We start from the raw sequence: 22,124 nt of genomic DNA, 5'->3' as shown, positions 1-22,124 counted from the left end.
CGCGCGGCGGCGGGCCGCGGATGGTTCGCTCGCGGCCTCGTCGCCTACTGCAGGATCAGACGCAGTTGGGCGTCCGCGTGTTCGGTCGGCGGTTTCGCGAAGCCGCTTTTCGCGTAGCGGTGCCAGCGCCCGAGCACGTAGCTGACGACGAGGCTCGCGCGCACCGCCGGGTCGTAACCGGCGGGCAGCGCCGCCGCGCCCGTCGCGGGCGATTCATCGCGCGCGTTCGCATCGAGCAGCGCGAGCCGCAAGCATTGCCTGATCGACGCTTCAATCCGCTCGAGCATTTGCTCGACCCGCTCGGCCAACCGCTCATGCTCGCCGACGAGCGCCTCGCCGGTCAGCACCCGCGTCATGCCGGGGTTCTTCGCCGCGAAATTGAGCAGCATCAGCGCGATCGCGCGCGCCTGCAGCACGCCGTCGGGCTCCTTCGCCGCGATCTGGTTGATCAGGCCGAAGAACGTGTTCTCGATGAATTCGATCAGGCCCTCGAACATCTGGGCCTTGCTCGCGAAGTGCCGGTACAGCGCGGCCTCCGACACGTCGAGCCGGGCCGCGAGCGCGGCCGTCGTGATCTTCTCGCGCTTCGGCGCCTCGAGCATCGCGGCGAGCGTCTGCAGGATGTGCATGCGGCGCTCGCCCGGCTTCGGGCGCACGCGGGTGCGGGTGGGTGTCGCCTGGTCGTCCGTTACCGCTTGGTCCTGCGGGTGAGTCGGCTGCATTTTTGTCGCCCCGATCGAGTGCCCAGTCGGAGCGATTTTAGCGAACGAATCCGCTGGTCGACATAATGCGGGCGGCCGGTGCCCGGCAGGTGGCCCGGCAGATGGCCGGTGATCCACACCGTGCCGATCCCGAGGCGCTTGTAGCGCTTCAGGTGGCTGCGCGTGTCCTCGACGAGGATCGCGTCGGCCGGCCGCGCGTGCGCGGCGCGCAGCGTCCGGCGCAGCATCGTGTGATCGGGCTTCGCGCGCCACGTGCGGCGGTCGCGCATGTGCTCGATCGCGATCACGCGCTCGAACAGCCGCTCGATGCGCAGCTCGCGCAGCACCGCGCGCGCATAGTTTTCCGGCGCATTGGTCAGCACGAACTTGCGGCCGGGCAGCGCGGCGACGATCCGGGCGAGGCCGCGCTCGGCGCGCAGCATCGCAGGGAGATCGGCGAACGTGTGGACGACGCGCAGGAAGTCGTGCGGATCGATCGGGTGGTGGCGGGCGAGGCCGAGGAGCGCCGCCCCGTAGCGCACGGTGTAGTCGGTGCGCAGGCGGTCGGCTTCGGCGCGCTCGACCTGGAGCGCGTCGATGATGTACTGCGTCATCGCGCGGTTGATCTCGGGGAAGATCGCGTGCGATGCGTGGTGCAGGGTGTTGTCGAGATCGAACAGCCACACCGGCGCGCCGGCGCGGGGCCGGCTGCGCGAGATGCGCCGGCGCCGCAGGGCGGCCGGCAGGTCGGGGGAAGGGGGCTGGCGGCGCGCGCTCAATGCGAGCGGATCATCGTGCCGAACGGCTGCTCGGTGAGGATTTCCAGCAGCACCGAGTGCTCGATCCGGCCGTCGACGATGTGCACCGATTTCACGCCGCTCTTCGCGGCGTCGAGCGCCGACGAGATCTTCGGCAGCATGCCGCCGGAGATCGTGCCGTCCTCGAACAGCGCGTCGATCTCGCGCGCCGACAGGTCGGTCAGCAGGTTGCCGTCCTTGTCCATCACGCCCGGGATGTTGGTCATCATCAGCAGCTTCTCGGCGTTGAGCACCGTCGCGAGCTTGCCGGCGACCAGGTCGGCGTTGATGTTGTACGAGAGACCGTCCTCACCGAAGCCGATCGGCGAGATCACCGGGATGAACGCGTCGTCCTGCAGCGCCTTCACGACCGCCGGGTTGATCGCCTCGACTTCGCCGACCTGGCCGATGTCGACGTACTGGCCCGGATGGTCGCGGTCCGGCATCAGCAGCTTGCGCGCGTGGATCAGGCCGCCGTCCTTGCCCGTCAGGCCGACTGCGTGGCCGCCGAAGTGGTTGATCAGCATCACGATGTCCTGCTGCACTTCGCCGCCCAGCACCCACTCGACGACTTCCATCGTCTCCTCGTCGGTGACGCGCATGCCCTGGATGAAGGTGCCTTGCTTGCCGATCTTCTTCAGCGCCTGGTCGATCTGCGGGCCGCCGCCGTGGACGATCACCGGGTTGATGCCGACCAGTTTCAGCAGGATCACGTCGCGCGCGAAGCCTTGCTTGAGCCGTTCTTCCGTCATCGCGTTGCCGCCGTATTTGATGACCACGGTCTTGCCGTGATAGCGGCGGATGTACGGCAGCGCCTCCGCGAGGATTTCAGCTTTCAGCGTGGGGGCGATCTGCGAGAGGTCGATGGGCTCGGACATGGCGGCGGCTCTGGCTGGGAACGGTTGAAACAGGGCGAATTGTACAGGAGTGGCGCAGCGCAGCATCGGGATTTTGGGCGGGCGGGGACGGGCGGCGGCAGCGGGGCGGCGCATCGGGCGATCGGGCTGCGCGGCCCGGCCGGCGCGGGAGAGCCGAGGGTGGATGCAGCGCCGGGGAGGGCGCGCGACGCGGCCGTTTTCGCGTTGGATCGTCGTTGTCGGCCCTCGACGTTGGCGGTTCGGCCGACCCGCAAAATCCGGCCGCCGCGTTATGCTTGTTTCGTTGGGCGCCGTCACGCCCGTTCTCTGCCGCCCGTCATGACCGAAACCGCCGACGATCGCCGCTCCGCCCCGCGAAGCGCGCGCTGCCCGCGCTGCGGCCGCAGCTTCGACTGCGGCGCGCGGACGCAACCGTTCGACTGCTGGTGCAAGTCGATGCCCGGGCTGCCCGACGGCGCGCAGCCGGCCAGCGGCGCGCGTTGCCTGTGTCCGGAATGCCTTGCCGACGAGATCGCCCGGCGCGTCGCGGGAAAGCCGGCATAGCGGCGGATCGTCAGGGGGCTGATCGGGGGCGGGCATGGACACGCGATGTTGTGTGCCCGTGTTCTGGCCCCCGCTAGAGTCACCCCCGGTTAAACGGGTAAACTGGGCGGATGCAACGAATTACCACCACCGGCCGCGTCAATCTCAGCCACTTGTTCTGGCTGCGCAACCTCGCGATCATCGGCCAGCTCGCGACGATCGGCGTCGTCCAGACCTATTTCGGCGTGCATCTGCCGCTGCCGGCGATGCTGATGGTCATCGCGCTCGAAATCGTCTTCAACGCGCTGACCTGGGTGCGCGTGCTGCGCGCGCGGCCCGAGACCAATTTCGAGCTGCTCGGCCAGCTGTGGGTGGATCTCGGCGCGCTGTCGGCGCTGCTGTTCCTGTCGGGCGGCACGACCAACCCGTTCGTGTCGCTGTACCTGCCGTCGCTCGCGATCGCGGCGGCCGTGCTGCCGTGGCACCTGATGATCTGGCTCGCGGCGTTCGCGGTCGCCTGCTATGCGGCGCTCGGCTTCGATTCGGTGCCGCTCAACATGGACAATCCGGCGAACCTGTTCGACTACTACCGCACCGGGATGTGGGTGAACTTCATGGTCAGCGTGGGCCTGATCGCGTGGTTCGTCGCGCGCATGTCGAACGCGCTGCGCCAGCGCGACTCGGCGCTCGGCGAGGCGCAGCAGCGGCTCTTGCGCGACGAGCGGGCCGTTGCGCTCGGCGTGCAGGCGGCGACGGTCGCGCACGAGATGGGCACGCCGCTGTCGACGATCGCGATGCTGACCGAGGAGCTGCGCGACGCCGCGCGCACCGATGCCGGCCTCGCGCGTTACGACGCCGACCTGAAGGTGCTCGATGAGCAGATGACGCTCTGCACGTCGGCGCTCGCGCGCCTGCGCAGCCGCGCGAGCGCGCCGGCGAGCCGCCAGCCCGTCGACGACTGGCTCGACACGTTCGTCGAGCACTGGCGGCTGCGGCATCCGCATGTGCAGTTCGAGCTGCTCGGCGCGCGGCCGGCGGGCGTCGCGCTCGACGACCCCGTCGCGGCCGGCCAAATTCTGACGATCCTGCTCGACAACGCCGCGCGCGCGAGCCCGCAGCACGTGACGCTCGCGGCGAAGGTCGCGCACGACGGTAATACGGACGAGATCGAATTCGAAGTATGCGACGAAGGCCCGGGCATTCCGGCCTTGCTGCGCGAGTCGCTCGGCGCGATGCCGGTCGACAGCACGCAGGGCGGGCACGGGGTCGGCCTGTACCTCGCGTTCAGCGCGGCGGCGCGGCTCGGCGGCCAGATCGAGCTGTCCGATGCGAAGCCGCGCATGGCGGCCGCCGCCGCGGGCGTGCCGGGCGGCGCGTTCGACGGTCACGTGCCGGACGCGGCCAACGGAGCCGGGCGCTCCGGCGGCCGCCCGGGCGGTGCTTCCCCGGGCCGCGGCACGCGGGCCGTGCTGCGCCTGCCGGCGACGCGCCATGCGGCGTAGTTCGCCGCCCAACCAACATGTAGACGGAGAAACCACATGAGCGACAACAACTTCCTGGTGATCGACGACAACGAGGTGTTCGCGGGCACGCTCGCGCGCGGCCTCGAGCGCCGCGGCTATGCGGTCCAGCAGGCGCACGACAAGGAGACGGCGCTCAAGCTCGCCGCGGCGGGCAAGTTCCAGTTCATTACCGTCGACCTGCATCTCGGCGACGATTCGGGGCTGAGCCTGATCGCGCCGCTGTGCGACCTGCAGCCCGACGCGCGGATTCTCGTGCTGACGGGCTACGCGAGCATCGCGACCGCGGTGCAGGCCGTGAAGGAAGGCGCCGACAACTACCTCGCGAAGCCGGCGAACATCGAGTCGATCCTGGCCGCGCTGCAGACCAACGCGAGCGAAGTGCAGGCGGACGAAGCGCTCGAGCACCCGGTCGTGCTGTCGGTCGACCGGCTCGAATGGGAGCACATCCAGCGCGTGCTCGCGGAGAACAACAACAACATCTCGGCGACGGCGCGCGCGCTGAACATGCACCGCCGCACGCTGCAGCGCAAGCTCGCGAAGAAGCCGGTACGGCAGTAAGCCGGGCCGGGATCGGCCGGATCGCCCGGCGATTCATCCGGGCGGGTGCCGGTCCCGCGCCATGCAGGCGACGACTTCGCGCTTCAGCAGAAGCGCGATCAGCGCCGAGTAGAACACGTTTCCGAGCAGCGGCGCGATCGCGCCGATCACGACGGCGATGGCGATTGGCCACGGCTTGCCCGACGCGCAGCGCACGACAAAGTGGATTCCGGCATAAATCGGCACGGCCGTGAGTGCCGCACCCGCGAGCGAGCCCAGCCACGCGAACGCAAACGCGACGTTGTAGCGGCGCAGCGAATCCTGCTTGATCCGCCGCATGACCGACAGGATGTCGGCACGCGAAAGTGCGCGCAATGCCGGCACGAATCGGCCGGCGACGGATGGGTAGATGATCATGGGATGGTGGCGAGGGTGGCGCCGGTTCGTGGATGAGGGCATCCCGATTCTAGGGAATCCCTCGTGGACTGGCTATCGGCCGCGTTCCAGTTTGCAGGTGCCGACACGGCATCGCGCGCGCCCATGAAAAAACGGGCGACCCCGCCGGAGCCGCCCGTTTGCCGTTCGATGCCGCATGGCGCTTACAGCACGTAGCGCGACAGATCCTCGTCCTGCGACACCTCACCGAGCGCGCGCTCGACGTATTTCGCGTCGATCGTCACGCATTCGCCGGCGTGGTTGCCGGCCGCGAACGACACTTCCTCGAGCAGCTTCTCGATCACCGTGTACAGGCGCCGCGCGCCGATGTTCTCGGTCTTCTCGTTGACCGCGTACGCGATCTCCGCGAGGCGGCGGATGCCGTCTTCCGCGAATTCGAGCTGCACGTCCTCGGTCGCGAGCAGCGCCTGGTACTGCTTGACGAGGCTCGCGTCGGTCGCGACGAGAATGGCTTCGAAGTCCTTCACCGACAGCGATTCCAGTTCGACGCGGATCGGGAAGCGGCCCTGCAGCTCCGGAATCAGGTCGCTCGGTTTCGCGAGATGGAACGCGCCGCTCGCGATGAACAGGATGTGATCGGTCTTCACCATCCCGTACTTCGTGTTGATCGTCGTGCCTTCGACGAGCGGCAGCAGGTCGCGCTGCACGCCCTGGCGCGACACTTCGCCGCCGCTGCCTTCGTTGTTGCGCGACGTGATCTTGTCGATCTCGTCGAGGAACACGATGCCGTTCTGCTCGACGTTCTGCACGGCCTTCGTCTTCACTTCCTCTTCGTTCAGCATCTTCGCCGCTTCCTCGTCGGTCAGCAGCTTCAGCGCTTCGCTGATCATCACCTTGCGGCGCGTCTTCTTGCCGGAACCGAGGTTCGAGAACATCGAGCGGATCTGCTCGGTCATCTCCTCCATCCCCGGCGGCGCCATGATGTCCATGCCGATCGTCGGCTGCTCGAGGTCGAGCTCGATTTCCTTGTCGTCGAGCTGGCCTTCGCGCAGGCGCTTGCGGAACGTCTGGCGCGTCGCGTTGTTGTCGTCGTTCGCATGCTCGGCGCTCGCGCCGAAGCCCACCGCGCGCGGTTGCGGCAGCAGGATGTCGAGGATGCGGTCCTCGGCCTGGTCGGTCGCCTTGCTGCGCACCTTGCGCATCTCGGCTTCGCGCGTCTGCTTGACCGAGATATCGATCAGGTCGCGCACGATGCTGTCGACGTCGCGGCCGACGTAGCCGACTTCGGTGAACTTGGTCGCTTCGATCTTGATGAACGGCGCGTCGGCGAGCTTGGCCAGGCGCCGCGCGATTTCGGTCTTGCCGACGCCCGTCGGCCCGATCATCAGGATGTTCTTCGGCGTGATTTCCGTGCGCAGCGGATCGGCGACCTGCTGGCGGCGCCAGCGGTTGCGCAGCGCGACGGCCACCGCCTTCTTCGCCTTGTCCTGGCCGATGATGTGCTTGTCGAGTTCCGAGACGATCTCGGCAGGGGTCATGGTGCTCATGGTGCTGTCCTTACTCGATCGTTTCGATGATGCGGTTGTGGTTCGTATAGATGCACATGTCGCCGGCGATCTCGAGCGACTTCTCGACGATCTCGCGCGGCGACAGCTCCGTGTTCTCGGCGAGCGCGCGGGCCGCGGCCTGCGCGTACGCGCCGCCCGAGCCGATCGCGCAGATCCCGCCTTCCGGGTCGAGCACGTCGCCGTTGCCCGTGATCACGAGGGTCGTCGTCGCGTCGGCCGTGATCAGCATCGCCTCGAGGCGGCGCAGCATCCGGTCGGTGCGCCAGTCCTTCGCGAGCTCGACGGCCGCGCGGGTCAGGTTGCCCTGGTGCTTCTCGAGCTTCGCCTCGAAGCGGTCGAGCAGCGAGAACGCATCGGCGGTGCCGCCCGCAAAGCCGACCAGCACCTGGTTGTTGTAGATCCGCCGCACTTTCCGCGCGCCACCCTTCATGACGATGTTGCCAAGCGTCACCTGGCCGTCGCCGCCGAGGGCGACCTTGTCGCCGCGCCGGACCGAAACGATGGTCGTGCCGTGAAATTGCTCCATCTGCGTTCCTTGAGAAAAACGGGGAAGAGGCGACGGCGCGCCGCGCCGCCGCGTGAATCGCGGTGCGCCGGGGAGCGGCCCGGCGCGCATGCGTTTCATTTTAGGGCGTGCGCCGGGATATCAAGAGCGGGGGCGGAATTCGCCTGGCCGGAAAAACAAAAAGCGCGCGGGAGGCCGCGCGCTTTCGTGAAGCAGCGTGTCTGGGCGGAACGCCGCCTGCTCAGTCGCCGAACAGCTTCTGGCGCAGCTCGCGGCGCTCCTGCGCCTCGAGCGACAGCGTGGCCGTCGGCCGCGCGAGCAGGCGCGGAATGCCGATCGGCTCGCCGGTTTCCTCGCACCAGCCGTAATCGCCGGATTCGATGCGGGCGAGCGACTGCTGAACCTTCTTGAGCAGCTTGCGCTCGCGATCGCGCGTGCGCAGCTCGAGCGCGTGCTCTTCCTCGATCGTCGCGCGATCGGCAGGATCGGGCACGATCACCGTCTCGCGGAGGTTCTCGGTCGTCTGGCCCGCATTGTGGAGGATTTCCGCCTGCAATTGTTCGAGCCGAGCTTTGAAGAAGGCGAGCTGATCCTCATTCATGTAATCCTTGTCGCTCATCTTCAGGATTTCGGCTTCGGTCAAGAGTTTCTTCGTCATCTGCTTGCTTCTTCAATGTGCGGCAAACGAAACATATTGCCTGCACTTTGGGATTACCCGCAACTGCGCTTGCAATCATTTGCGTTTGGCGACTGCGGGGCCGAAAGCCTCTGGAAAAACCGGTCCTCAAATACCAGGACAGGCCTGGCGCTGACTTGCACACGCGGCGAACCGGTTTGCTGCGCGGCAGATCGCATCGGTCGCGGCCCGGCCGGATGCGGAGCTGTTGCGATGCCCGGCAATGTGCTTCTGCAAGAACCGGGCCTGTCTTTTACCGTACTCCAGCGGGCACGTATTGTAACTGAATCGCAAGTCTGCGCCGTATCGGGTCGATCCCCGTCGGCAACGCCGATATCTTTAAAATATAACCTGCAAACCGCGAAAAAGCGATGACGGCAAAACCCTTGCAGGAAGCGGCTCCCGGCCCGCCGCCGGCGGTTGTTGGCGAGCGGCGGCGGAACGGGGCGCGGGCGCCGTCAGGCGAGGCAGGCGTCGAGGCCGTCGGTGATCAGGTCCTGCGGCAGATCGACGCCGATGAACACCATCTTGTTGGTCTTCTTCTCGATCGGCAGCCATTTCGCGGCGAGGTCGCTGCCCATCATCTGGTGCACGCCCTGGAACACGACCTTGCGGTCGACGCCCTTCATGTACAGCACGCCCTTGTAGCGCAGCATGCGCTCGCCGTAGATCTGCAGGATCCCGCCGAGGAAGTCCTCGAGCTTGTTCGGATCGAACGGGCGGTCGTTGCGGTATACGAACGACTTGATCTTGTCGTCGTGGTGCGCATGGTGGTGGTGATGGCCGTGCGCGTGATCGTGGTCGCAATGGCCGTGATCGTGGTCGCAATGCGCGTGATCGTGGTCATGGCCGTGGTGCGCGTGCTCGTCTTCCGCGAGGAAGTCCGGATCGATCTCGAGCTTCGCGTTCAGGTTGAAGCCGCGCAGGTCGAAGATTTCCTTGATGTCCGCGTCGCCGAAGTTCACGACCTTGATCGCCGCCCGCGGGTTCATGTGCACGAGGCGGTGCTTGAGCTCGGCAAGCGTCTCGTCGTCGACGAGGTCCGACTTCGTGATGAACAGGCGGTCGCCGAAGCCGACCTGGCGCTGCACGACTTCGTGCTCGTCGAGCTGCGCGTCGGCATGCTTCGCGTCGACGAGCGTGATGATCGCGTCGAGCAGGAAGTCGTCGGCGATCTCGCTGTCGATGAAGAACGTCTGCGCGACCGGGCCCGGGTTCGCGAGGCCGGTCGTCTCGATCACGATGCGGTCGAAGTCGAGCTTGCCGTCGCGCTTCTTCGCGGCCAGATCGCCGAGCGCGCGCGCGAGGTCGCCGCGGATCGTGCAGCAGATGCAGCCGTTGCTCATCTGGATGATCTGCTCGTTCGTATCCTGCACGAGGATTTCGTTGTCGATGTTCTCTTCGCCGAACTCGTTTTCGATCACGGCGATCTTCATGCCGTGCTGTTCGTTCAGGATGCGCTTGAGCAGCGTCGTCTTGCCGCTGCCGAGGAAGCCGGTGAGGATGGTGACGGGAGTGGCCATGTCGGTCGCCTGTGGTTCGTGAATCGGGGTCAAAACCAGGATGTGCGTCGCGCCCGGCAATCCGGGCGCACAACCATTCATTGAAACATATCTGTCAAGCCCCCGCCGTTCGGCCAACCGGCCGGCGGGAGCGGCTGCGCGTGAAGATCGGGGCGATCAGACGATTTGCAACAGCAGGCCCTTCAGATATTCGCCTTCCGGGAACGCGGACAGCAGCGGGTGATCGACGCCCGCGCCGAGGCGCTTCAGGATGCGCGCGTCGACTTTCGCGTCGGCGGCCGCGCCCGCGACGATCTTCTGGAACAGGTCCATGTCGATCGCGCCGGAGCACGAGTAGGTGAACAGCAGGCCGCCCGGACGCAGCAGCTTGAAGCCGCTCAGGTTGATGTCCTTGTATGCGCGCGCGGCGCGGTCGACGCTGTCGCGGGTCGGTGCGAACTTCGGCGGGTCGAGCACGATCAGGTCGAAACGCTCGCCTTCGTCGACGAGGCGGCGCAGCGTCTTGAACGCGTCGGCGTCGAGCCAGCTCGCGCGCGCCGGGTCGAAGCCGTTCGCGACGACGTTCTGCTGCGCGAGCGCGAGCGCGTCGCCGGACGAATCGATCGACACGACGCGCTTCGCGCCGCCTTTCAGTGCGGCGAGCGAGAAGCCGCCCGTGTAGCAGAAGCAGTTCAGGACGTCGCGCTCGTTCGCGTACTGCGTGACCAGCGCGCGGTTGTCGCGCTGGTCGACGTAGAAGCCGGTCTTGTGGCCGTTCGGCACGTCGACGTGGTAGCGCACGCCGTTCTCGTTCGTGATCAGCGTCGCGGGCGGCGGGTCGCCGGCGAGCACGCCGGTCGTCTGCTCGAGGCCTTCCTTCTCGCGGATCGACACGTCCGAGCGCTCGTACACGTTCGGGCAGCCGGTCGCGCCGACGAGCGCCGCGACGATCGCCTCCTTCCAGCCCTCGACGCCGGCCGCCATGAACTGGCAGACGAGCTGGCCGCGCGGCGACGCGGCGCCCGAGTCTTCCACGTAGTAATCGACGATCAGGCCCGGCAGCCCGTCCGCCTCGCCGAACACGAGCCGCACCGCGCCGGTGCCGGAGACCATCGTGTTGCGATGCGCGACCGCGCGCTGCACGCGGCGCTTGAAGAACGCGTGGTCGATCGGCTCGTTCTCGTCGAAGCTCCACACGCGCACGCGGATCTGCGAATGCGGGCTGTATGCGCCGCGCGCGAGAAAGCGGCCGTCGTGCGCGCGCACGATGACGGTCGCGCCGGGCGAGGGCTTGCCGTCGACGCGGTCGATCGCGTTGGCGTAGATCCACGGATGGCGGCGCAGCAGCGACTTGTCCTTGGACGGTTTGAGTGTGACGGTTTGCATGGCTGGATCGGATTGGGCCGCGCCCCGCGGGGACTTCGTCCGGTCGTCGGGCGCGGCGGGTAAAAACGGAAAGCGTGGGTCAGTCGCGCTTCTTCGCGCGCGGATGCGCGCTGTCGTAAATCTTCGCGAGGTGCTGGAAGTCGAGCGACGTATACACCTGCGTGGCGGCGACGCTCGCGTGGCCGAGCAGCTCCTGCACCGCGCGCAGGTCGCCGCTCGACTGCAGCACGTGCGTCGCGAACGAGTGGCGCAGCACGTGCGGATGGACGTGCGCCGGAATGCCCGCGGCGAGCGCCGCGCGCTTCACGCGCTCGCGCACCACGCCGGGCGACATCCGGTTGCCGCGCACCGACAGGAACAGCGGATGCGGATCGTGCTTCACGAACTCGCCGCGCACCGCGAGCCACGCGTTCAGCGCGTCGATCGCCTTGCGGCCGACCGGCACCTTGCGCTCCTTGTTGCCCTTGCCGCGCACGGTCACCTCGGCCTCGGCGAGATCGAGCCAGCCGGCCGAGCGGTAGCCGTCCGCCTGCGCGTACCTGACGTCGAGCCCGATCAACTCGGCCAGGCGCAGGCCGGACGAGTAGAACAGCTCGAGGATCGCGTGGTCGCGCAGGCCTTCGGTCGTGCCGGGCAGCGGCGCGTCCATCAGCGCCGTCGCGTCGTCGACCGACAGCGCCTTCGGCAGCGTCTTCGCGCGCTTCGGCGCGCGCACCGCGGCGACCGGGTTCGCGGGCATCTCGATGCGCTGCGCGAGCCAGCGGTAGAACGCGCGCCACGCGGACAGCCGGTGCGAGATCGAGCGCGCGGACAGCCCGGCCGCATGCGCGCGGGCGACCGCGCCGCGCATGTCGACGGCGCTCAGCGCTTCGAGCGGCCGGCCGGCGGCGAGCTTCTTCAGCTCGCCGAGCTCGTGCGTGTACGCGCGCAGCGTGTGATCCGACAGCTGCCTGACGTGCTTCAGGTTCGACAGGTAGGCGGCGATCGGATCGTCGGACATCGCGGGAATCAGTGCGGCAGCAGGCGCGTCAGCGCGGCGCTTGCGAGCGTCGCGATCTGCGCGAGGAAGTCGGTGGCCATGCCTTCGTGGAAGCGGCGCGAGTCCGGCGAGCCGAGCACCAGCAGCCCGAATGCGGGCGCGTCGGCGCCGGCCTGCGGCGCGCGCAGCGCGAGCAGCGCGACCGACGCGGCCGCGCCGTCGCCGGCCGGGGCCGTGTCGCCGCCGTCCGTTGCGTTCGCGGACGCGGCGACCGCGGGCGCGAGCCACTGCGCGGCCTCGAAGCCCGTGTTCGCGCCGCAGTAAGGCGTCGCGAGCCCGTTCGTGAAGAGGCGCACTTCCTCGCCGACCTGGCGCGCGAAGTCGGCCTGCGCGTAGGTGTCGGCGACGTCCCACACGCGCAGCGCGGTCTGCGGCACGTCGAACACGTCGGCGAGGCCGTTGGCGATCGTGCGCGGCAGCGCGTACGGATCGCGCTCGGCGATCACGCGCGCGGTCCAGCGGCTGAACTTCGCGGACAGGCTGTCGTTTTCGTGGCCGTACCGCACGAGTTCCGCGAGCCGGCGCTCGAGATGCTTGTTCTTGTCGCGCAGCATTTCCATCTGCCGCTCCTGCAGCGAGATCGCCGCCTTGCCGTGCGGGTTCGCAAGGCGGATCGTGGCGAGCAGTTCGGCGTGCTGCGCGAAGAATTCGGGGTTGGCGAGCAGGTAGTCAGCGACTTCGCGATCGTTCATGGGACGGGAGCGTTCAATCAGGACAGTGAATGGGTCAGGCGGCCAGGTCGATCTCGCCGTCGAAGACGGTCGCTGCGGGGCCCGCCATCATCAGCGGCGCGGCTTCGTCGCGCGCGCCGTCCCAGCTGATCGTGAGGGTGCCGCCGTGGGTGTGCACGGTGACGGGCGAATCGAGCAGGCCGCGCCGGATGCCGGCCGCGACCGCCGCGCATGCGCCGGTGCCGCACGCGAGCGTCTCGCCCGCGCCGCGCTCGTAGACGCGCAGGTTCACTTCCGAGCGCGACACGATCTGCATGAAGCCGGCGTTGACCCGTTGCGGGAAGCGCGCGTGGCGCTCGATCAGCGGGCCTTCGGCGAGCACCGGATACGCTTCGGCGTCGTCGACGATCTGCACCGCGTGCGGGTTGCCCATCGACACGGTCGAGATCCAGCGCGTGGCGCCGTCCACGTCGAGCGGCCAGAGCGTGTCGCGGCCTTCCGGGCGCCCCGCGAGGCCGGATGCCTCGAACGGCACCTGCGCCGGCTCGAACACGGGCGCGCCCATGTCGACGACGACCTCGCCGTTCTCCTGCATCGTCAGCGTGATCAGGCCCTTCATCACTTCGACGCGCACGCTGCGCTTGTCGGTCAGGCGCTTGTCGAGCACGAACTTGACGAAGCAGCGCGCGCCGTTGCCGCAGTGTTCGACCTCGCCGCCGTCGCAGTTGAAGATCCGATACTTGAAGTCCGCGCCGTCGATAGTCGGTTTCTCGACGAGCAGCAGCTGGTCGGCGCCGACGCCGAAGTGGCGGTTGGCGAGCGCGCGTACCTGCGCTTCGGTGAGCGGCGGCAGCGCGCGGGAGTAGCCGTCGAGCACGACGAAGTCGTTGCCGGCGCCATGCATCTTGGTGAACGAAAGCTTCACGGGTCCCGGGATTCCATTGCAAACAGGGTGCTCAGCGCGGCAGGCCCGTCGCGGCGCGGTGCCGGAAGGCCGTTTGCGTCACGCTGATCTCAAGCGCGAATGATACATGCAGCCGTCATGGCCGTCCCGTGCGGCCGGGGTGCGACGCGGTTCGTGCGGGCGGCCGGAGCGTGTCGCGATGGCCGATCGGCCGTCTTGTCGGGGGGCGGACGGCGGTTTTAGGCTGGCTGGGCGTGGCGTGCTTGTGCGTGCGGCAAGTGATTCATCGATCCCGGCGCGTTTGACATGTCAGGCGGACGGTGCGTATAGTGAGGCTATACGCTATACAGGCGAGGCCGGCGGCCATCGCGACTCGAGTGTAGGAGGTCCATGATCAAGTCATGGCAACACAAGGGGCTGGAAGCGTTTTTTCTCAGCGGGAGCAAGGCGGGCATCCGGCCCGATCATGCGCCCAGGCTGGGGCGGCAGCTTGCCCGGCTCGACCTGGCGAGCGCGCCGCTGGACATGAACGTGCCGGGATGGCGGTTCCACCGGCTCGAGGGTTCGCTCGTCAGCCACTACGCGGTCAGCGTCAACGGCAACTGGCGATTGACCTTCAGGTTCGACGGGCCGGACGCCGTCCTGGTCGATTACCAGGACTACCACTGAGGTTGCTCAAAGGCATGACACGCATTTTCAATCCGCCGCATCCGGGCGAAGCGCTGCGCGAGGATGTGCTTCCGGCGCTCGGCCTGACCGTTACCGAGGCCGCGGCCCAGCTCGGCGTGACGCGCGCGGCGCTGTCCCGCGTGCTGAACGGTCACGCGGGCATTTCGCCGGAAATGGCGCTGCGCATCGAAGGGTGGCTCGGCGTGGAGAACGGCGGGCGCGCGGATCTCTGGCTGGCCCAGCAGGCCGCTTACGACCTCTGGCAGGCGCGCGCGAAAGGCATGCCGAAGGTGGTGCGGGCGCACGCGCGGACGTGACAGTCGGGCGTGCGCGCCGGATCAGTACAGGCTCGGCTCGCCGGGCGGACGGGTCTTGAAGCGCTTGTGGACCCAGTAGTACTGCTCGGGCATCAGCGGAATCTGCTCTTCGAGGAATGCGTTCATCCGGCGCGCGTCGAGATCGTCGTCGCCGGTCGGATAGTGGTCCCACGGCTTGAACACCTTCAGCCGGTAGCCCTGGTAGTTCGGCAGCACCTCGCCGATGAACGGCACCACCTGCGCGCGGCCCGTCTTCGCGAGCCGGCCGACCGCCGTCAGCGTGCACGCGGGCACGCCGAAGAACGGCACGAACGTCGAATTGCGCAGCCCGTAATCCATGTCGGCGCCGAGCATCACCGGCTTGCGGTCGCGCAGCCAGCGCAGCACGACGCGCGCGCTGTCGGCCCGGCCCGCCAGTTCCGCGCCGAAGCGGCTGCGACCGGCTTTGGCTGCGGCATCGATTTCCGGGTTCTTCATCGGCGTGTAGAGCGAGCCGCACATGCGGCCGAGAGCGAGATTGATCGCCATTGAGCCGGCTTCGATGCCGACGAAATGGAAACCGAGCAGCAGGGTCGGCGGCATGTCCGGATCGCTGAGGTCGATCTCGCTCTCGACCGTGAACAGCTTGCGGTAGGCCTGTTCCGACGCGAACCACTGGTAGCTGCGCTCCACGTAGCTGCGGATCGCGTGGCGGAAGTGCTGCCCGGCGACTTCCTCGCGGCGTGCGTCGCTCCACTCAGGAAAGCAGAGGGCCAGATTGGTGTGCACGATGCGCTTTCGCTGGCTGGGAATCTGGTAGAGCAGCCAGCCGAGGCCGTCGCCGAGCCGCGCGGTCAAGCCGTACGGCAGCAGCGCGAGCAGCTTCAGGAAGCCGATGGTGAGATGCGTGCCGAGGCGGCCTAGCATACGAAACCTCCGTGATTCCGGCGGGCCGGCGCATTGAGAACAGGGTTGAAAGACAGCGGAACATGCGGCACGGGCGACGCTCTGTGACAATTCTGGAAAGCCGCTATAATACGGGCTTCGCCGAGTTAACTGACAACTTGCGGGGCGAAGCCGGCTGGCGCTAAGCGCGCTGCCCGGTACTGGTAATCCGCTAAAGCGTCGCCACTTCAGGCTGCTAGAAGCTGGCTACGTGAAGCCAACCGTAACCACACAAGGAGCCTCAAAAAGTGGCAAACGATTATCTCTTTACGTCCGAATCCGTCTCCGAAGGCCATCCGGACAAGGTCGCGGACCAAATCTCGGACGCGATTCTCGACGCCATCCTCGCTCAAGACAAATACTCGCGCGTTGCAGCCGAAACGCTGTGCAACACGGGTCTTGTCGTCCTGGCCGGTGAAATCACCACGACGGCCAACATCGATTACATCCAGATCGCGCGCGACACGATCAAGCGTATCGGCTACGACAACACCGACTACGGCATCGACTACAAGGGCTGCGCGGTGCTCGTCGCGTACGACAAGCAGTCGCCGGACATCGCGCAGGGCGTCGACCGTGCGCACGACGACAACCTCGACCAGGGCGCGGGCGACCAGGGTCTGATGTTCGGTTACGCGTGCGACGAAACGCCGGAACTGATGCCGCTGCCGATCCACCTGTCGCACCGCCTGGTCGAGCGCCAGGCGAGCCTGCGCCGCGACGGCCGCCTGCCGTGGCTGCGCCCGGATGCGAAGTCGCAGGTCACGATCCGCTACGTCGACGGCAAGCCGGATTCGATCGATACCGTCGTGCTGTCGACCCAGCACGCGCCGGACATCGAGCTGCCCGCGCTGCGCGAGGCCGTGATCGAGGAAATCATCAAGCCGACGCTGCCGGCCGACCTGATCAAGGGCGACATCAAGTTCCTCGTGAACCCGACCGGCCGGTTCGTGATCGGCGGCCCGCAGGGCGACTGCGGCCTGACGGGCCGCAAGATCATCGTCGACACGTACGGCGGTGCAGCACCGCACGGCGGCGGCGCGTTCTCGGGCAAGGATCCGTCGAAGGTCGACCGTTCGGCTGCCTATGCAGGCCGCTACGTCGCGAAGAACATCGTCGCGGCCGGCCTCGCGTCGCGCGCGCTGATCCAGGTGTCGTACGCGATCGGCGTTGCCGAGCCGACCTCGGTGATGGTCAACACGTTCGGCACGGGCCGCGTGTCGGATGCGACGATCACGAAGCTCGTGCGCGAGCACTTCGACCTGCGTCCGAAGGGCATCATCAAGATGCTCGACCTGCTGCGCCCGATCTACGAGAAGACCGCCGCCTACGGCCACTTCGGCCGCGAAGAGCCGGAATTCTCGTGGGAAGCGACCGACAAGGCGCTCGCGCTCGCGGAAGCGGCCGGCGTCGAGCCGGCGGTGCGCGTCGCGTAAGCGTTAGCCGCCCGTCCCAAACGAAAAACCCCGGCCTGGCCGGGGTTTTTTATTGCTGCCGTCGCGGCGACGTTGGCGTGCGGCGGCTTGCCGCGCGGCGATCAGCGCGCCGCGAACGCGAACCAGCCGGTGCTGGCGGCCAGGCGGCGCGGACGGTTGACCCGGCGCTGCGGGCCGCCGGCGCGGCGCAGCGCGAGCGCGCGCAGCGACGACGGCTTCTGCAGCAGCGAGCGCAGCCCGGTGCGGCGCGCGAGCGCCTGCGTGCTCATCAGCGAGAAGAACGCGTGGAACCACGCGCGGATGCCGTCGAGCCGCGCGGGCTGTTGCGTGCGCACGGCGAGCGCCTGCGCGCGCGCGCGGTGATGGCGCAGCGGGCGAAGGGGAACGGACGGCACGACGTGCTTCGCAGCGCGGCTGAGACGGGAAGTCAGACGGAATGGCATGTAGATTGTGATGCTTTGCTCGAATGGATGGCGCCCTTGACGAACGCACTGGTATGTAACGGCCTCGGATGGCGCAGCGCATCGTATCCGAAGCGGCTGCGCGCCGCGCCCGCCAGAACTGACAGGCTGCGTCAGGCTACAGGGGATTCATGACGGGCAAAAGTCGCGGATAACCCTTGTGCCGCAAGGCCGGCATTACATACCGCCTGTCGCTGAGGCCATCGCGGACGCGCACAGTTCCCTTGCTCTGGATCAAATTGCCGAATGGCAATTCCCTGCGCACGACAATGGTGCTGCGCGACTCATCCGGCGCCGATTTACAATCGAAACATTCACAAGAAATATTTCGAGCGTCCCATGTCTTCATTGCAGTCGGATTCGATTCGCGCGCAGGTGGCGGAACTGCGCGAGCAAGGCTTCGTCGTCGCCCGCGGGCTCGTGAGCGCCGAGCAGTGCGCAGTGCTGAAGCGTGTCGCCGAGCGTCAATTGCAGGAGGCCGCGCAGCCGATCGAATTCGAGGCCGACCTGCGCTATCCGGGCGCGCCCGAGTCGAAGCATGCGCCCGGCGGCCACACGGTGCGGCGGCTGCTCGATGCGTACACGCGCGATCCGGCGTTCGCCGAGCGCGCGATCGCGCCGGAGATCGGCGCGTGGATGCGGGAGTATTTCGGCGAGCGGCCCGTGCTGTCGCGCGCGCATCACAATTGCATGATGACGAAGCATCCCGCGTACGGCAGCCTCACCGGCTGGCACCGCGATTTCCGCTACTGGTCGTTCGAACGCGCGGACATGGTGTCGGTATGGCTGGCGCTGGGGGCGGAAACGAACGAGAACGGCGCGCTGTGGCTGGTGCCGGGTTCGCATACCGCCGAATTCGGCGCGCAAGCGTTCGACGACGCGAAATTCTTCCGCAGCGACCTGCCGGAGAACCGGAGGCTGATCGACGCGGCCGTGTGTCCGCCGCTGAACGCCGGCGACGTCGTGTTCTTCCACTGCAACACGCTGCATTCGGCGGGACAGAACCGCTCGGACCAGGTCAAGTTCTCGCTCGTGTACACCTATCACGGCGAGAGCAACCGGCCGATTCCGGGTACGCGTTCGGCGGCGAAGCCGGAAGTGCAGTTCTAGGCGCGTCGCGGGCGTCGACGGCGCAGCCGTCAGCCGCGCATGCGCGGTGGGCGGAGTGGAAAACGGGCGGCCCGGCCGCCCGTTTCGCTGTGGCGCCGGCGGATTGCGCGCCGCCGGCCGTGCGGCCGCTGCAAGGAACGGTACGTCGCCGCGGCGAACGCGTCAGCGCTTGCCGCCCGGCATCGCCAGGCCGATCAGGCCGATCAGCGACGCGACGGCGCCGCCCGCGATCAGCAGGATCGTCTTCGTCGCCGGCGAACCGGTGAAGAAGCGCGATACGTCGTCGTTGATCGAGTGGAACGACTGCCCGCCGAAATACAGCAGCACGACGCCGCCGACGAGCAGCGCAACCGAGATGACCCGGGTCATACAAACCTCGCTGGAACGGTGATTCGAGACGCCGCAGTGTAGGCGAGCGTCGCGGCCGCGTCCATCGCCGTGCGCGCATCGGCCGCGTTCGCTACCATACCCGTCGTACGTTTCCTTCGCCGCCGGCGTGCCTCGCACGGTGCCGGCGCGCGTCCGCCCTCCGACGTCCTGACGGGAATACCCATGGCCTACGAAGCAGCTTCCGAACGTTATGCCGACATGCAATACCGCACGTGCGGCCGATCCGGGCTCAAACTGCCCGCCCTGTCGCTTGGCCTGTGGCACAACTTCGGCGATGCGACGCCGATCGCGACGCAACGCGAGATCCTGCGCACCGCGTTCGATTTCGGCATCAACCACTTCGATCTCGCGAACAACTACGGGCCGCCGTACGGCAGCGCCGAAATCAACTTCGGGCGGCTCCTGAAGGAGGATTTCCGGCCGTATCGCGACGAGCTGCTGATCTCGACGAAGGCCGGCTGGGACATGTGGCCGGGGCCGTACGGCAGCGGCGGCGGCTCGCGCAAGTACGTGCTCGCGAGCCTCGACCAGAGCCTCGCGCGGATGGGGCTCGACTACGTCGACATCTTCTATTCGCACCGCTTCGACGCGCATACGCCGCTCGAGGAAACGGCCGGCGCGCTCGCGTCCGCGGTGCAGCAGGGCAAGGCGCTGTACATCGGCATTTCATCGTATTCGGCGGCGAAGACGCGTGAAATGGCCGCGCTGCTCGCGCAGTACAAGGTGCCGCTGCTGATCCATCAGCCGGCCTACAACCTGCTGAACCGCTGGGTCGAGCACGAACTGCTCGACACGCTCGACGAGACCGGCACGGGCAGCATCGCGTTTACGCCGCTGGCGCAAGGGCTGCTGACGTCGAAGTACCTGAAAGGCGTGCCGGCCGACGCGCGCGTCAACCGACCGGGCGGCGGCTCACTGAAGGAAGACCACCTGAGCGCGGAAAACCTCGAGCACGTGCGCAAGCTGAATGCGATCGCCGAACGGCGTGGGCAAAGCCTCGCGCAGATGGCGCTCGCGTGGGTGCTGCGCAACGGGCGCGTGACGTCCGCGCTGATCGGCGCAAGCCGCGCGGAACAGGTGCGGGAAAACGTCGGAGCACTGAAGAATCTCGCGTTCTCGGCAGACGAACTCGCAGAGATCGATCGCTACGCGACGGAAGGCGGCATCAATCTGTGGGAAAAGCCGTCCACCGATCAGGCGATCTGACCGGTATGCGATGCGGCGCGCGACGCAGCCGCCGCATCGTGCGGACAGTCCGTTCCGCCGATGCGGCGGAACGGCGTTCACGCAGCGCCGCTAGATCAGCGCAGGCAGCCCTTCGACCAGCAGCACCGCGACGCCGACGCCGAGCATCGCGCCCAGCACGCGCAGCAGGTTGTGACGGAAGTTGGTTGCGCATGGCACCGCGCCGAGGAACAGCGCGCCGGCGAGCGCCATCGGGATCAGCAGGATGAAGTCACCAATCGTGAAGTAGGTGGTCATATGCGTGTCTCCTTGTCGACCGGAGCGGGTGCTTCGGCACTTGCTCCGGACCCATGCATGGGCAGTCTCGTTTTGCTCCGACCCGATTGCGAGAGGGGTGGTCAGTACGAGTATAGGAAACGCCGCACGCTTTTCGCTATCCGAACCATTAAAAAAGCAGCAGAAATCTCAAGAAAACACCGATTCGAACGCGAATTCGACGGTTGTCCTGCGAATATCTTTCCGTTTCCTTTCTGTGTCGCCGGGCGGGCAGCCCGTCGGATCACGCGCGGCGTGCAGGCGAACGAAACACGAGCACGAGCCCCGCAATGATCGCGCCCATCCCGGCCAGCGCGAGCGGCTCGGGGCGATTGCCGAGCCAGACGGCATCCATCAGCGCGGTGACGACCGGCACGAGATAGAACAGGCTCGTCACGTTGACGAGATCGCCGCGCTGCATCAGCCGGTAGAACAGCAACTGCGCGACCACCGAGATCACGATGCCGAGCCACACGAGCGGCACGACGAACGCCCAGGTCGCGTCGAATGCGATCGGCCGGAACGGCACGATCGCCGCGCACAGCGCGAGCCCGATCGCGTTCTGCAGCGGCAGCACGTCGACGGGCGCCGAGCGCACGCGCTTTTGCAGCAGCGCGCCGACGGTCAGCGCGACGAGCGCGGTGAGCGCGCAGGCGATTCCCGCGACCGGCACGTCGGCGCCGCCGACGCCGCGACAGACCACCAGCGCGAGCCCGGCAAGGGCAAGTGCGAGCCCGGCGATGCGGGTGGCCTGCCAGCGCCGTTCGACCCACGCGAGCGTGAGGATCGGCTGTACGCCGAGGATCGTCGCGAGCACGCCGGGCGCGATCCCGCGTTCGAGCGCGAGCAGATAGAAGATCGAATAGCCGCCCATCAGCAGCACTCCGGTCACGGCCGCAATGCGCCGCTCGCCCGGCGCGGGCAGCCAGCGCCCGCGCGCGGCGGACAACGCGAGCAGCACGAGCGACGCGAGCGCGAAGCGCGCGGTGAGGAAGACGAATGCGGACGCGTGCCGCAGACCGAGTTCGGCGAAGATCGCGCCGCTGCTCCAGAGCAGGACGAAGAGCGACGTCGCCCCATGCGCGGCGAGCGCGCGTTTGAACGAAACCATGTGAATCCACCTGTCGAACGGATGAGAACGTTCCACGCGCACGCGCGCCGCGCCGTGCGTCACGACGCACGAACGGCAGGCAGGCGAATGGAAGACGGAACGGCGCCGGCGGTCAGCCGGCGAACGCCGCCGGAGGAGGCGGCGCCGCGCCGACGAGCGGCGGTGCGACAGGGGGAGGAGGCGCCGCAGGATGCGCGCACGCCCGCGGTCGCGCGTCGAGCGGCGACCGTGAAATCGGCAGGGCGGACGGTTGCGAAGGCATCGTGGGCGAAATGCGCAGGAAAGCGGATGAACGTCGAAGGTACCGCAACAACGGCCTGCGTGGCAATCGGTGCGCGGGCGTCACGCGCCGCCCGGATCGCCGGCCGGTCACACTCGACAGGGTATGATGGGGGCGGCGCCCGTGCAAGCGCGCGGCCGCCGCAGTGGTTGATTGGAGACATGCGACGAAATCGCGGCGCTTTGCCCGCCACTTCCGCTTTTCGCGCTTCGATAAACCGTGAACAATGGGATACGCGCGGCCGCCATCGTAGCGGCGGCGCGTGTCGTGCATTTGCCGGCCGCGCAGGTTGGCCGGATCTCAAGATTCAAGAACGAGTGG

General features: G+C 67.6%; 25 protein-coding genes. 8 read left to right on the top strand and 17 right to left on the bottom strand.

The annotated features are described in order from the left end of the window. Window positions 1-44: 44 nt before the first annotated feature. Genes slmA through argB form a run of 3 tightly spaced genes read right to left on the bottom strand, consistent with a single transcriptional unit; the run spans window position 45 to window position 2,376 of the window. Window positions 45-722: a nucleoid occlusion factor SlmA gene (gene slmA, locus B7P44_RS17090; protein ID WP_084906115.1), complete on the bottom strand. Its 678-nt coding sequence runs from the start codon at window positions 720-722 to the stop codon at window positions 45-47. Continuing rightward, a complete protein-coding gene (locus B7P44_RS17085; protein ID WP_084906113.1) occupies window positions 689-1,480 on the bottom strand; it encodes a pyrimidine 5'-nucleotidase in 792 nt (263 codons plus the stop codon). The genes slmA and B7P44_RS17085 overlap by 34 nt, the downstream gene beginning before the upstream one ends. After that, entirely contained in the window at window positions 1,477-2,376 is a 900-nt protein-coding gene (gene argB, locus B7P44_RS17080) for an acetylglutamate kinase (RefSeq protein ID WP_084906111.1), read from the bottom strand. Before argB ends, B7P44_RS17085 begins: the two co-directional genes overlap by 4 nt. A gap of 318 nt (window positions 2,377-2,694) precedes the next feature. Between argB and B7P44_RS36375 the strand changes: the two genes are divergently transcribed. From B7P44_RS36375 to B7P44_RS17060, 3 genes are all read left to right on the top strand, one after another. Beyond that, complete coding sequence (locus B7P44_RS36375; RefSeq protein ID WP_084906107.1) at window positions 2,695-2,919, top strand: cysteine-rich CWC family protein; 225 nt, start codon at window positions 2,695-2,697, stop codon at window positions 2,917-2,919. A gap of 110 nt (window positions 2,920-3,029) precedes the next feature. Continuing rightward, a complete protein-coding gene (locus B7P44_RS17065; protein ID WP_084906105.1) occupies window positions 3,030-4,400 on the top strand; it encodes an ATP-binding protein in 1,371 nt (456 codons plus the stop codon). 36 nt (window positions 4,401-4,436) lie between these two features. After that, entirely contained in the window at window positions 4,437-4,979 is a 543-nt protein-coding gene (locus B7P44_RS17060; RefSeq protein WP_059611872.1) for a response regulator transcription factor, read from the top strand. Window positions 4,980-5,012: 33 nt separating this feature from the next. Here B7P44_RS17060 and B7P44_RS17055 read toward each other — a convergent pair whose 3' ends face one another. The 9 genes from B7P44_RS17055 to dapF all read right to left on the bottom strand — a co-directional run bounded on the left by B7P44_RS17055 (window position 5,013) and on the right by dapF (window position 13,626). Then, window positions 5,013-5,375 (bottom strand): hypothetical protein, encoded by a 363-nt coding sequence (locus B7P44_RS17055; RefSeq protein WP_084906103.1) that lies wholly within the window; start codon window positions 5,373-5,375, stop codon window positions 5,013-5,015. A gap of 182 nt (window positions 5,376-5,557) precedes the next feature. Beyond that, window positions 5,558-6,901 carry an ATP-dependent protease ATPase subunit HslU gene (gene hslU / locus B7P44_RS17050; protein ID WP_084906101.1) on the bottom strand — a complete coding sequence of 448 codons (1,344 nt, stop codon included), beginning with the start codon at window positions 6,899-6,901 and terminating at the stop codon, window positions 5,558-5,560. A 10-nt stretch (window positions 6,902-6,911) separates the two neighbouring features. Next, a complete protein-coding gene (gene hslV, locus B7P44_RS17045) occupies window positions 6,912-7,448 on the bottom strand; it encodes an ATP-dependent protease subunit HslV (protein ID WP_006760749.1) in 537 nt (178 codons plus the stop codon). Window positions 7,449-7,668: 220 nt separating this feature from the next. Further along, window positions 7,669-8,085, bottom strand: a complete 417-nt coding sequence (dksA, locus tag B7P44_RS17040; protein WP_010090354.1) for an RNA polymerase-binding protein DksA — start codon at window positions 8,083-8,085, stop codon at window positions 7,669-7,671. A gap of 476 nt (window positions 8,086-8,561) precedes the next feature. After that, the gene (locus tag B7P44_RS17030; RefSeq protein ID WP_084906099.1) at window positions 8,562-9,707 is read right to left on the bottom strand and encodes a CobW family GTP-binding protein; all 1,146 of its coding nucleotides are present in this window, start codon (window positions 9,705-9,707) and stop codon (window positions 8,562-8,564) included. Between the two features lie 75 nt (window positions 9,708-9,782). Beyond that, complete coding sequence (locus B7P44_RS17025) at window positions 9,783-10,991, bottom strand: class I SAM-dependent rRNA methyltransferase (protein WP_084906097.1); 1,209 nt, start codon at window positions 10,989-10,991, stop codon at window positions 9,783-9,785. A gap of 79 nt (window positions 10,992-11,070) precedes the next feature. Next, window positions 11,071-11,991 carry a tyrosine recombinase XerC gene (gene xerC, locus B7P44_RS17020; RefSeq protein ID WP_084906095.1) on the bottom strand — a complete coding sequence of 307 codons (921 nt, stop codon included), beginning with the start codon at window positions 11,989-11,991 and terminating at the stop codon, window positions 11,071-11,073. 8 nt (window positions 11,992-11,999) lie between these two features. Next, entirely contained in the window at window positions 12,000-12,722 is a 723-nt protein-coding gene (locus tag B7P44_RS17015) for a DUF484 family protein (protein ID WP_084906093.1), read from the bottom strand. A gap of 34 nt (window positions 12,723-12,756) precedes the next feature. Then, the gene (gene dapF, locus B7P44_RS17010; protein WP_084906092.1) at window positions 12,757-13,626 is read right to left on the bottom strand and encodes a diaminopimelate epimerase; all 870 of its coding nucleotides are present in this window, start codon (window positions 13,624-13,626) and stop codon (window positions 12,757-12,759) included. Between the two features lie 369 nt (window positions 13,627-13,995). On the opposite strand from dapF, the gene B7P44_RS17005 reads away from it, so the two are divergent. Together B7P44_RS17005 and B7P44_RS17000 are read left to right on the top strand one after the other, a co-directional pair. After that, window positions 13,996-14,274 (top strand): type II toxin-antitoxin system RelE/ParE family toxin, encoded by a 279-nt coding sequence (locus B7P44_RS17005; RefSeq protein WP_084906090.1) that lies wholly within the window; start codon window positions 13,996-13,998, stop codon window positions 14,272-14,274. A 14-nt stretch (window positions 14,275-14,288) separates the two neighbouring features. Continuing rightward, window positions 14,289-14,591: a HigA family addiction module antitoxin gene (locus B7P44_RS17000; protein WP_059587760.1), complete on the top strand. Its 303-nt coding sequence runs from the start codon at window positions 14,289-14,291 to the stop codon at window positions 14,589-14,591. Between the two features lie 21 nt (window positions 14,592-14,612). On the opposite strand, the gene B7P44_RS16995 is transcribed toward B7P44_RS17000, so the two are convergent. Further along, window positions 14,613-15,497: a lipid A biosynthesis lauroyl acyltransferase gene (locus B7P44_RS16995; RefSeq protein WP_084906088.1), complete on the bottom strand. Its 885-nt coding sequence runs from the start codon at window positions 15,495-15,497 to the stop codon at window positions 14,613-14,615. Between the two features lie 266 nt (window positions 15,498-15,763). Between B7P44_RS16995 and metK the strand changes: the two genes are divergently transcribed. Further along, complete coding sequence (gene metK, locus B7P44_RS16990; RefSeq protein ID WP_084906086.1) at window positions 15,764-16,951, top strand: methionine adenosyltransferase; 1,188 nt, start codon at window positions 15,764-15,766, stop codon at window positions 16,949-16,951. A gap of 101 nt (window positions 16,952-17,052) precedes the next feature. On the opposite strand, the gene B7P44_RS16985 is transcribed toward metK, so the two are convergent. Next, on the bottom strand, window positions 17,053-17,394 hold the full coding sequence (locus B7P44_RS16985; protein ID WP_084906085.1) for a hypothetical protein: 342 nt from the start codon (window positions 17,392-17,394) through the stop codon (window positions 17,053-17,055). A gap of 357 nt (window positions 17,395-17,751) precedes the next feature. Between B7P44_RS16985 and B7P44_RS16980 the strand changes: the two genes are divergently transcribed. Beyond that, complete coding sequence (locus tag B7P44_RS16980; RefSeq protein WP_084906082.1) at window positions 17,752-18,522, top strand: phytanoyl-CoA dioxygenase family protein; 771 nt, start codon at window positions 17,752-17,754, stop codon at window positions 18,520-18,522. 162 nt (window positions 18,523-18,684) lie between these two features. On the opposite strand, the gene B7P44_RS16975 is transcribed toward B7P44_RS16980, so the two are convergent. Further along, window positions 18,685-18,891 carry a DUF3185 family protein gene (locus B7P44_RS16975; RefSeq protein WP_059634526.1) on the bottom strand — a complete coding sequence of 69 codons (207 nt, stop codon included), beginning with the start codon at window positions 18,889-18,891 and terminating at the stop codon, window positions 18,685-18,687. Window positions 18,892-19,074: 183 nt separating this feature from the next. Between B7P44_RS16975 and mgrA the strand changes: the two genes are divergently transcribed. Beyond that, window positions 19,075-20,118, top strand: a complete 1,044-nt coding sequence (gene mgrA, locus B7P44_RS16970; RefSeq protein WP_084906080.1) for an L-glyceraldehyde 3-phosphate reductase — start codon at window positions 19,075-19,077, stop codon at window positions 20,116-20,118. A gap of 90 nt (window positions 20,119-20,208) precedes the next feature. On the opposite strand, the gene B7P44_RS16965 is transcribed toward mgrA, so the two are convergent. Together B7P44_RS16965 and B7P44_RS16960 are read right to left on the bottom strand one after the other, a co-directional pair. Then, window positions 20,209-20,394, bottom strand: a complete 186-nt coding sequence (locus B7P44_RS16965) for a hypothetical protein (protein WP_010090370.1) — start codon at window positions 20,392-20,394, stop codon at window positions 20,209-20,211. 262 nt (window positions 20,395-20,656) lie between these two features. Continuing rightward, window positions 20,657-21,523, bottom strand: coding sequence for a DMT family transporter (locus B7P44_RS16960; RefSeq protein WP_084906763.1), 867 nt, complete (start codon window positions 21,521-21,523; stop codon window positions 20,657-20,659). Between the last annotated feature and the right edge of the window lie 601 nt (window positions 21,524-22,124).

The organism is Burkholderia ubonensis subsp. mesacidophila, assembly GCF_002097715.1.
Classification (GTDB): Bacteria; Pseudomonadota; Gammaproteobacteria; order Burkholderiales; family Burkholderiaceae; genus Burkholderia; species Burkholderia mesacidophila.
The sequence above is the reverse complement of the archived record's forward strand: the minus strand, read 5'-3'. Positions and strand labels throughout refer to the sequence as shown.

What these genes read in the sequence shown, in the direction of transcription:
- dksA (WP_010090354.1), bottom strand. Translation starts at nt 8,085, where the DNA reads ATGACGAAGAAACTCTTGACCGAAGCCGAAATCCTGAAGATGAGCGAC.
- B7P44_RS16980 (WP_084906082.1), top strand. Translation starts at nt 17,752, where the DNA reads ATGTCTTCATTGCAGTCGGATTCGATTCGCGCGCAGGTGGCGGAACTG.
- mgrA (WP_084906080.1), top strand. Translation starts at nt 19,075, where the DNA reads ATGGCCTACGAAGCAGCTTCCGAACGTTATGCCGACATGCAATACCGC.
- B7P44_RS17025 (WP_084906097.1), bottom strand. Translation starts at nt 10,991, where the DNA reads ATGCAAACCGTCACACTCAAACCGTCCAAGGACAAGTCGCTGCTGCGC.
- B7P44_RS16985 (WP_084906085.1), bottom strand. Translation starts at nt 17,394, where the DNA reads ATGCCATTCCGTCTGACTTCCCGTCTCAGCCGCGCTGCGAAGCACGTC.
- slmA (WP_084906115.1), bottom strand. Translation starts at nt 722, where the DNA reads ATGCAGCCGACTCACCCGCAGGACCAAGCGGTAACGGACGACCAGGCG.
- hslV (WP_006760749.1), bottom strand. Translation starts at nt 7,448, where the DNA reads ATGGAGCAATTTCACGGCACGACCATCGTTTCGGTCCGGCGCGGCGAC.
- B7P44_RS17065 (WP_084906105.1), top strand. Translation starts at nt 3,030, where the DNA reads ATGCAACGAATTACCACCACCGGCCGCGTCAATCTCAGCCACTTGTTC.
- B7P44_RS16965 (WP_010090370.1), bottom strand. Translation starts at nt 20,394, where the DNA reads ATGACCACCTACTTCACGATTGGTGACTTCATCCTGCTGATCCCGATG.
- B7P44_RS17055 (WP_084906103.1), bottom strand. Translation starts at nt 5,375, where the DNA reads ATGATCATCTACCCATCCGTCGCCGGCCGATTCGTGCCGGCATTGCGC.
- argB (WP_084906111.1), bottom strand. Translation starts at nt 2,376, where the DNA reads ATGTCCGAGCCCATCGACCTCTCGCAGATCGCCCCCACGCTGAAAGCT.
- B7P44_RS16960 (WP_084906763.1), bottom strand. Translation starts at nt 21,523, where the DNA reads ATGGTTTCGTTCAAACGCGCGCTCGCCGCGCATGGGGCGACGTCGCTC.
- xerC (WP_084906095.1), bottom strand. Translation starts at nt 11,991, where the DNA reads ATGTCCGACGATCCGATCGCCGCCTACCTGTCGAACCTGAAGCACGTC.
- B7P44_RS17030 (WP_084906099.1), bottom strand. Translation starts at nt 9,707, where the DNA reads ATGAATGGTTGTGCGCCCGGATTGCCGGGCGCGACGCACATCCTGGTT.
- B7P44_RS36375 (WP_084906107.1), top strand. Translation starts at nt 2,695, where the DNA reads ATGACCGAAACCGCCGACGATCGCCGCTCCGCCCCGCGAAGCGCGCGC.
- hslU (WP_084906101.1), bottom strand. Translation starts at nt 6,901, where the DNA reads ATGAGCACCATGACCCCTGCCGAGATCGTCTCGGAACTCGACAAGCAC.
- B7P44_RS17060 (WP_059611872.1), top strand. Translation starts at nt 4,437, where the DNA reads ATGAGCGACAACAACTTCCTGGTGATCGACGACAACGAGGTGTTCGCG.
- B7P44_RS17005 (WP_084906090.1), top strand. Translation starts at nt 13,996, where the DNA reads ATGATCAAGTCATGGCAACACAAGGGGCTGGAAGCGTTTTTTCTCAGC.
- B7P44_RS16995 (WP_084906088.1), bottom strand. Translation starts at nt 15,497, where the DNA reads ATGCTAGGCCGCCTCGGCACGCATCTCACCATCGGCTTCCTGAAGCTG.
- B7P44_RS17000 (WP_059587760.1), top strand. Translation starts at nt 14,289, where the DNA reads ATGACACGCATTTTCAATCCGCCGCATCCGGGCGAAGCGCTGCGCGAG.
- B7P44_RS16975 (WP_059634526.1), bottom strand. Translation starts at nt 18,891, where the DNA reads ATGACCCGGGTCATCTCGGTTGCGCTGCTCGTCGGCGGCGTCGTGCTG.
- B7P44_RS17015 (WP_084906093.1), bottom strand. Translation starts at nt 12,722, where the DNA reads ATGAACGATCGCGAAGTCGCTGACTACCTGCTCGCCAACCCCGAATTC.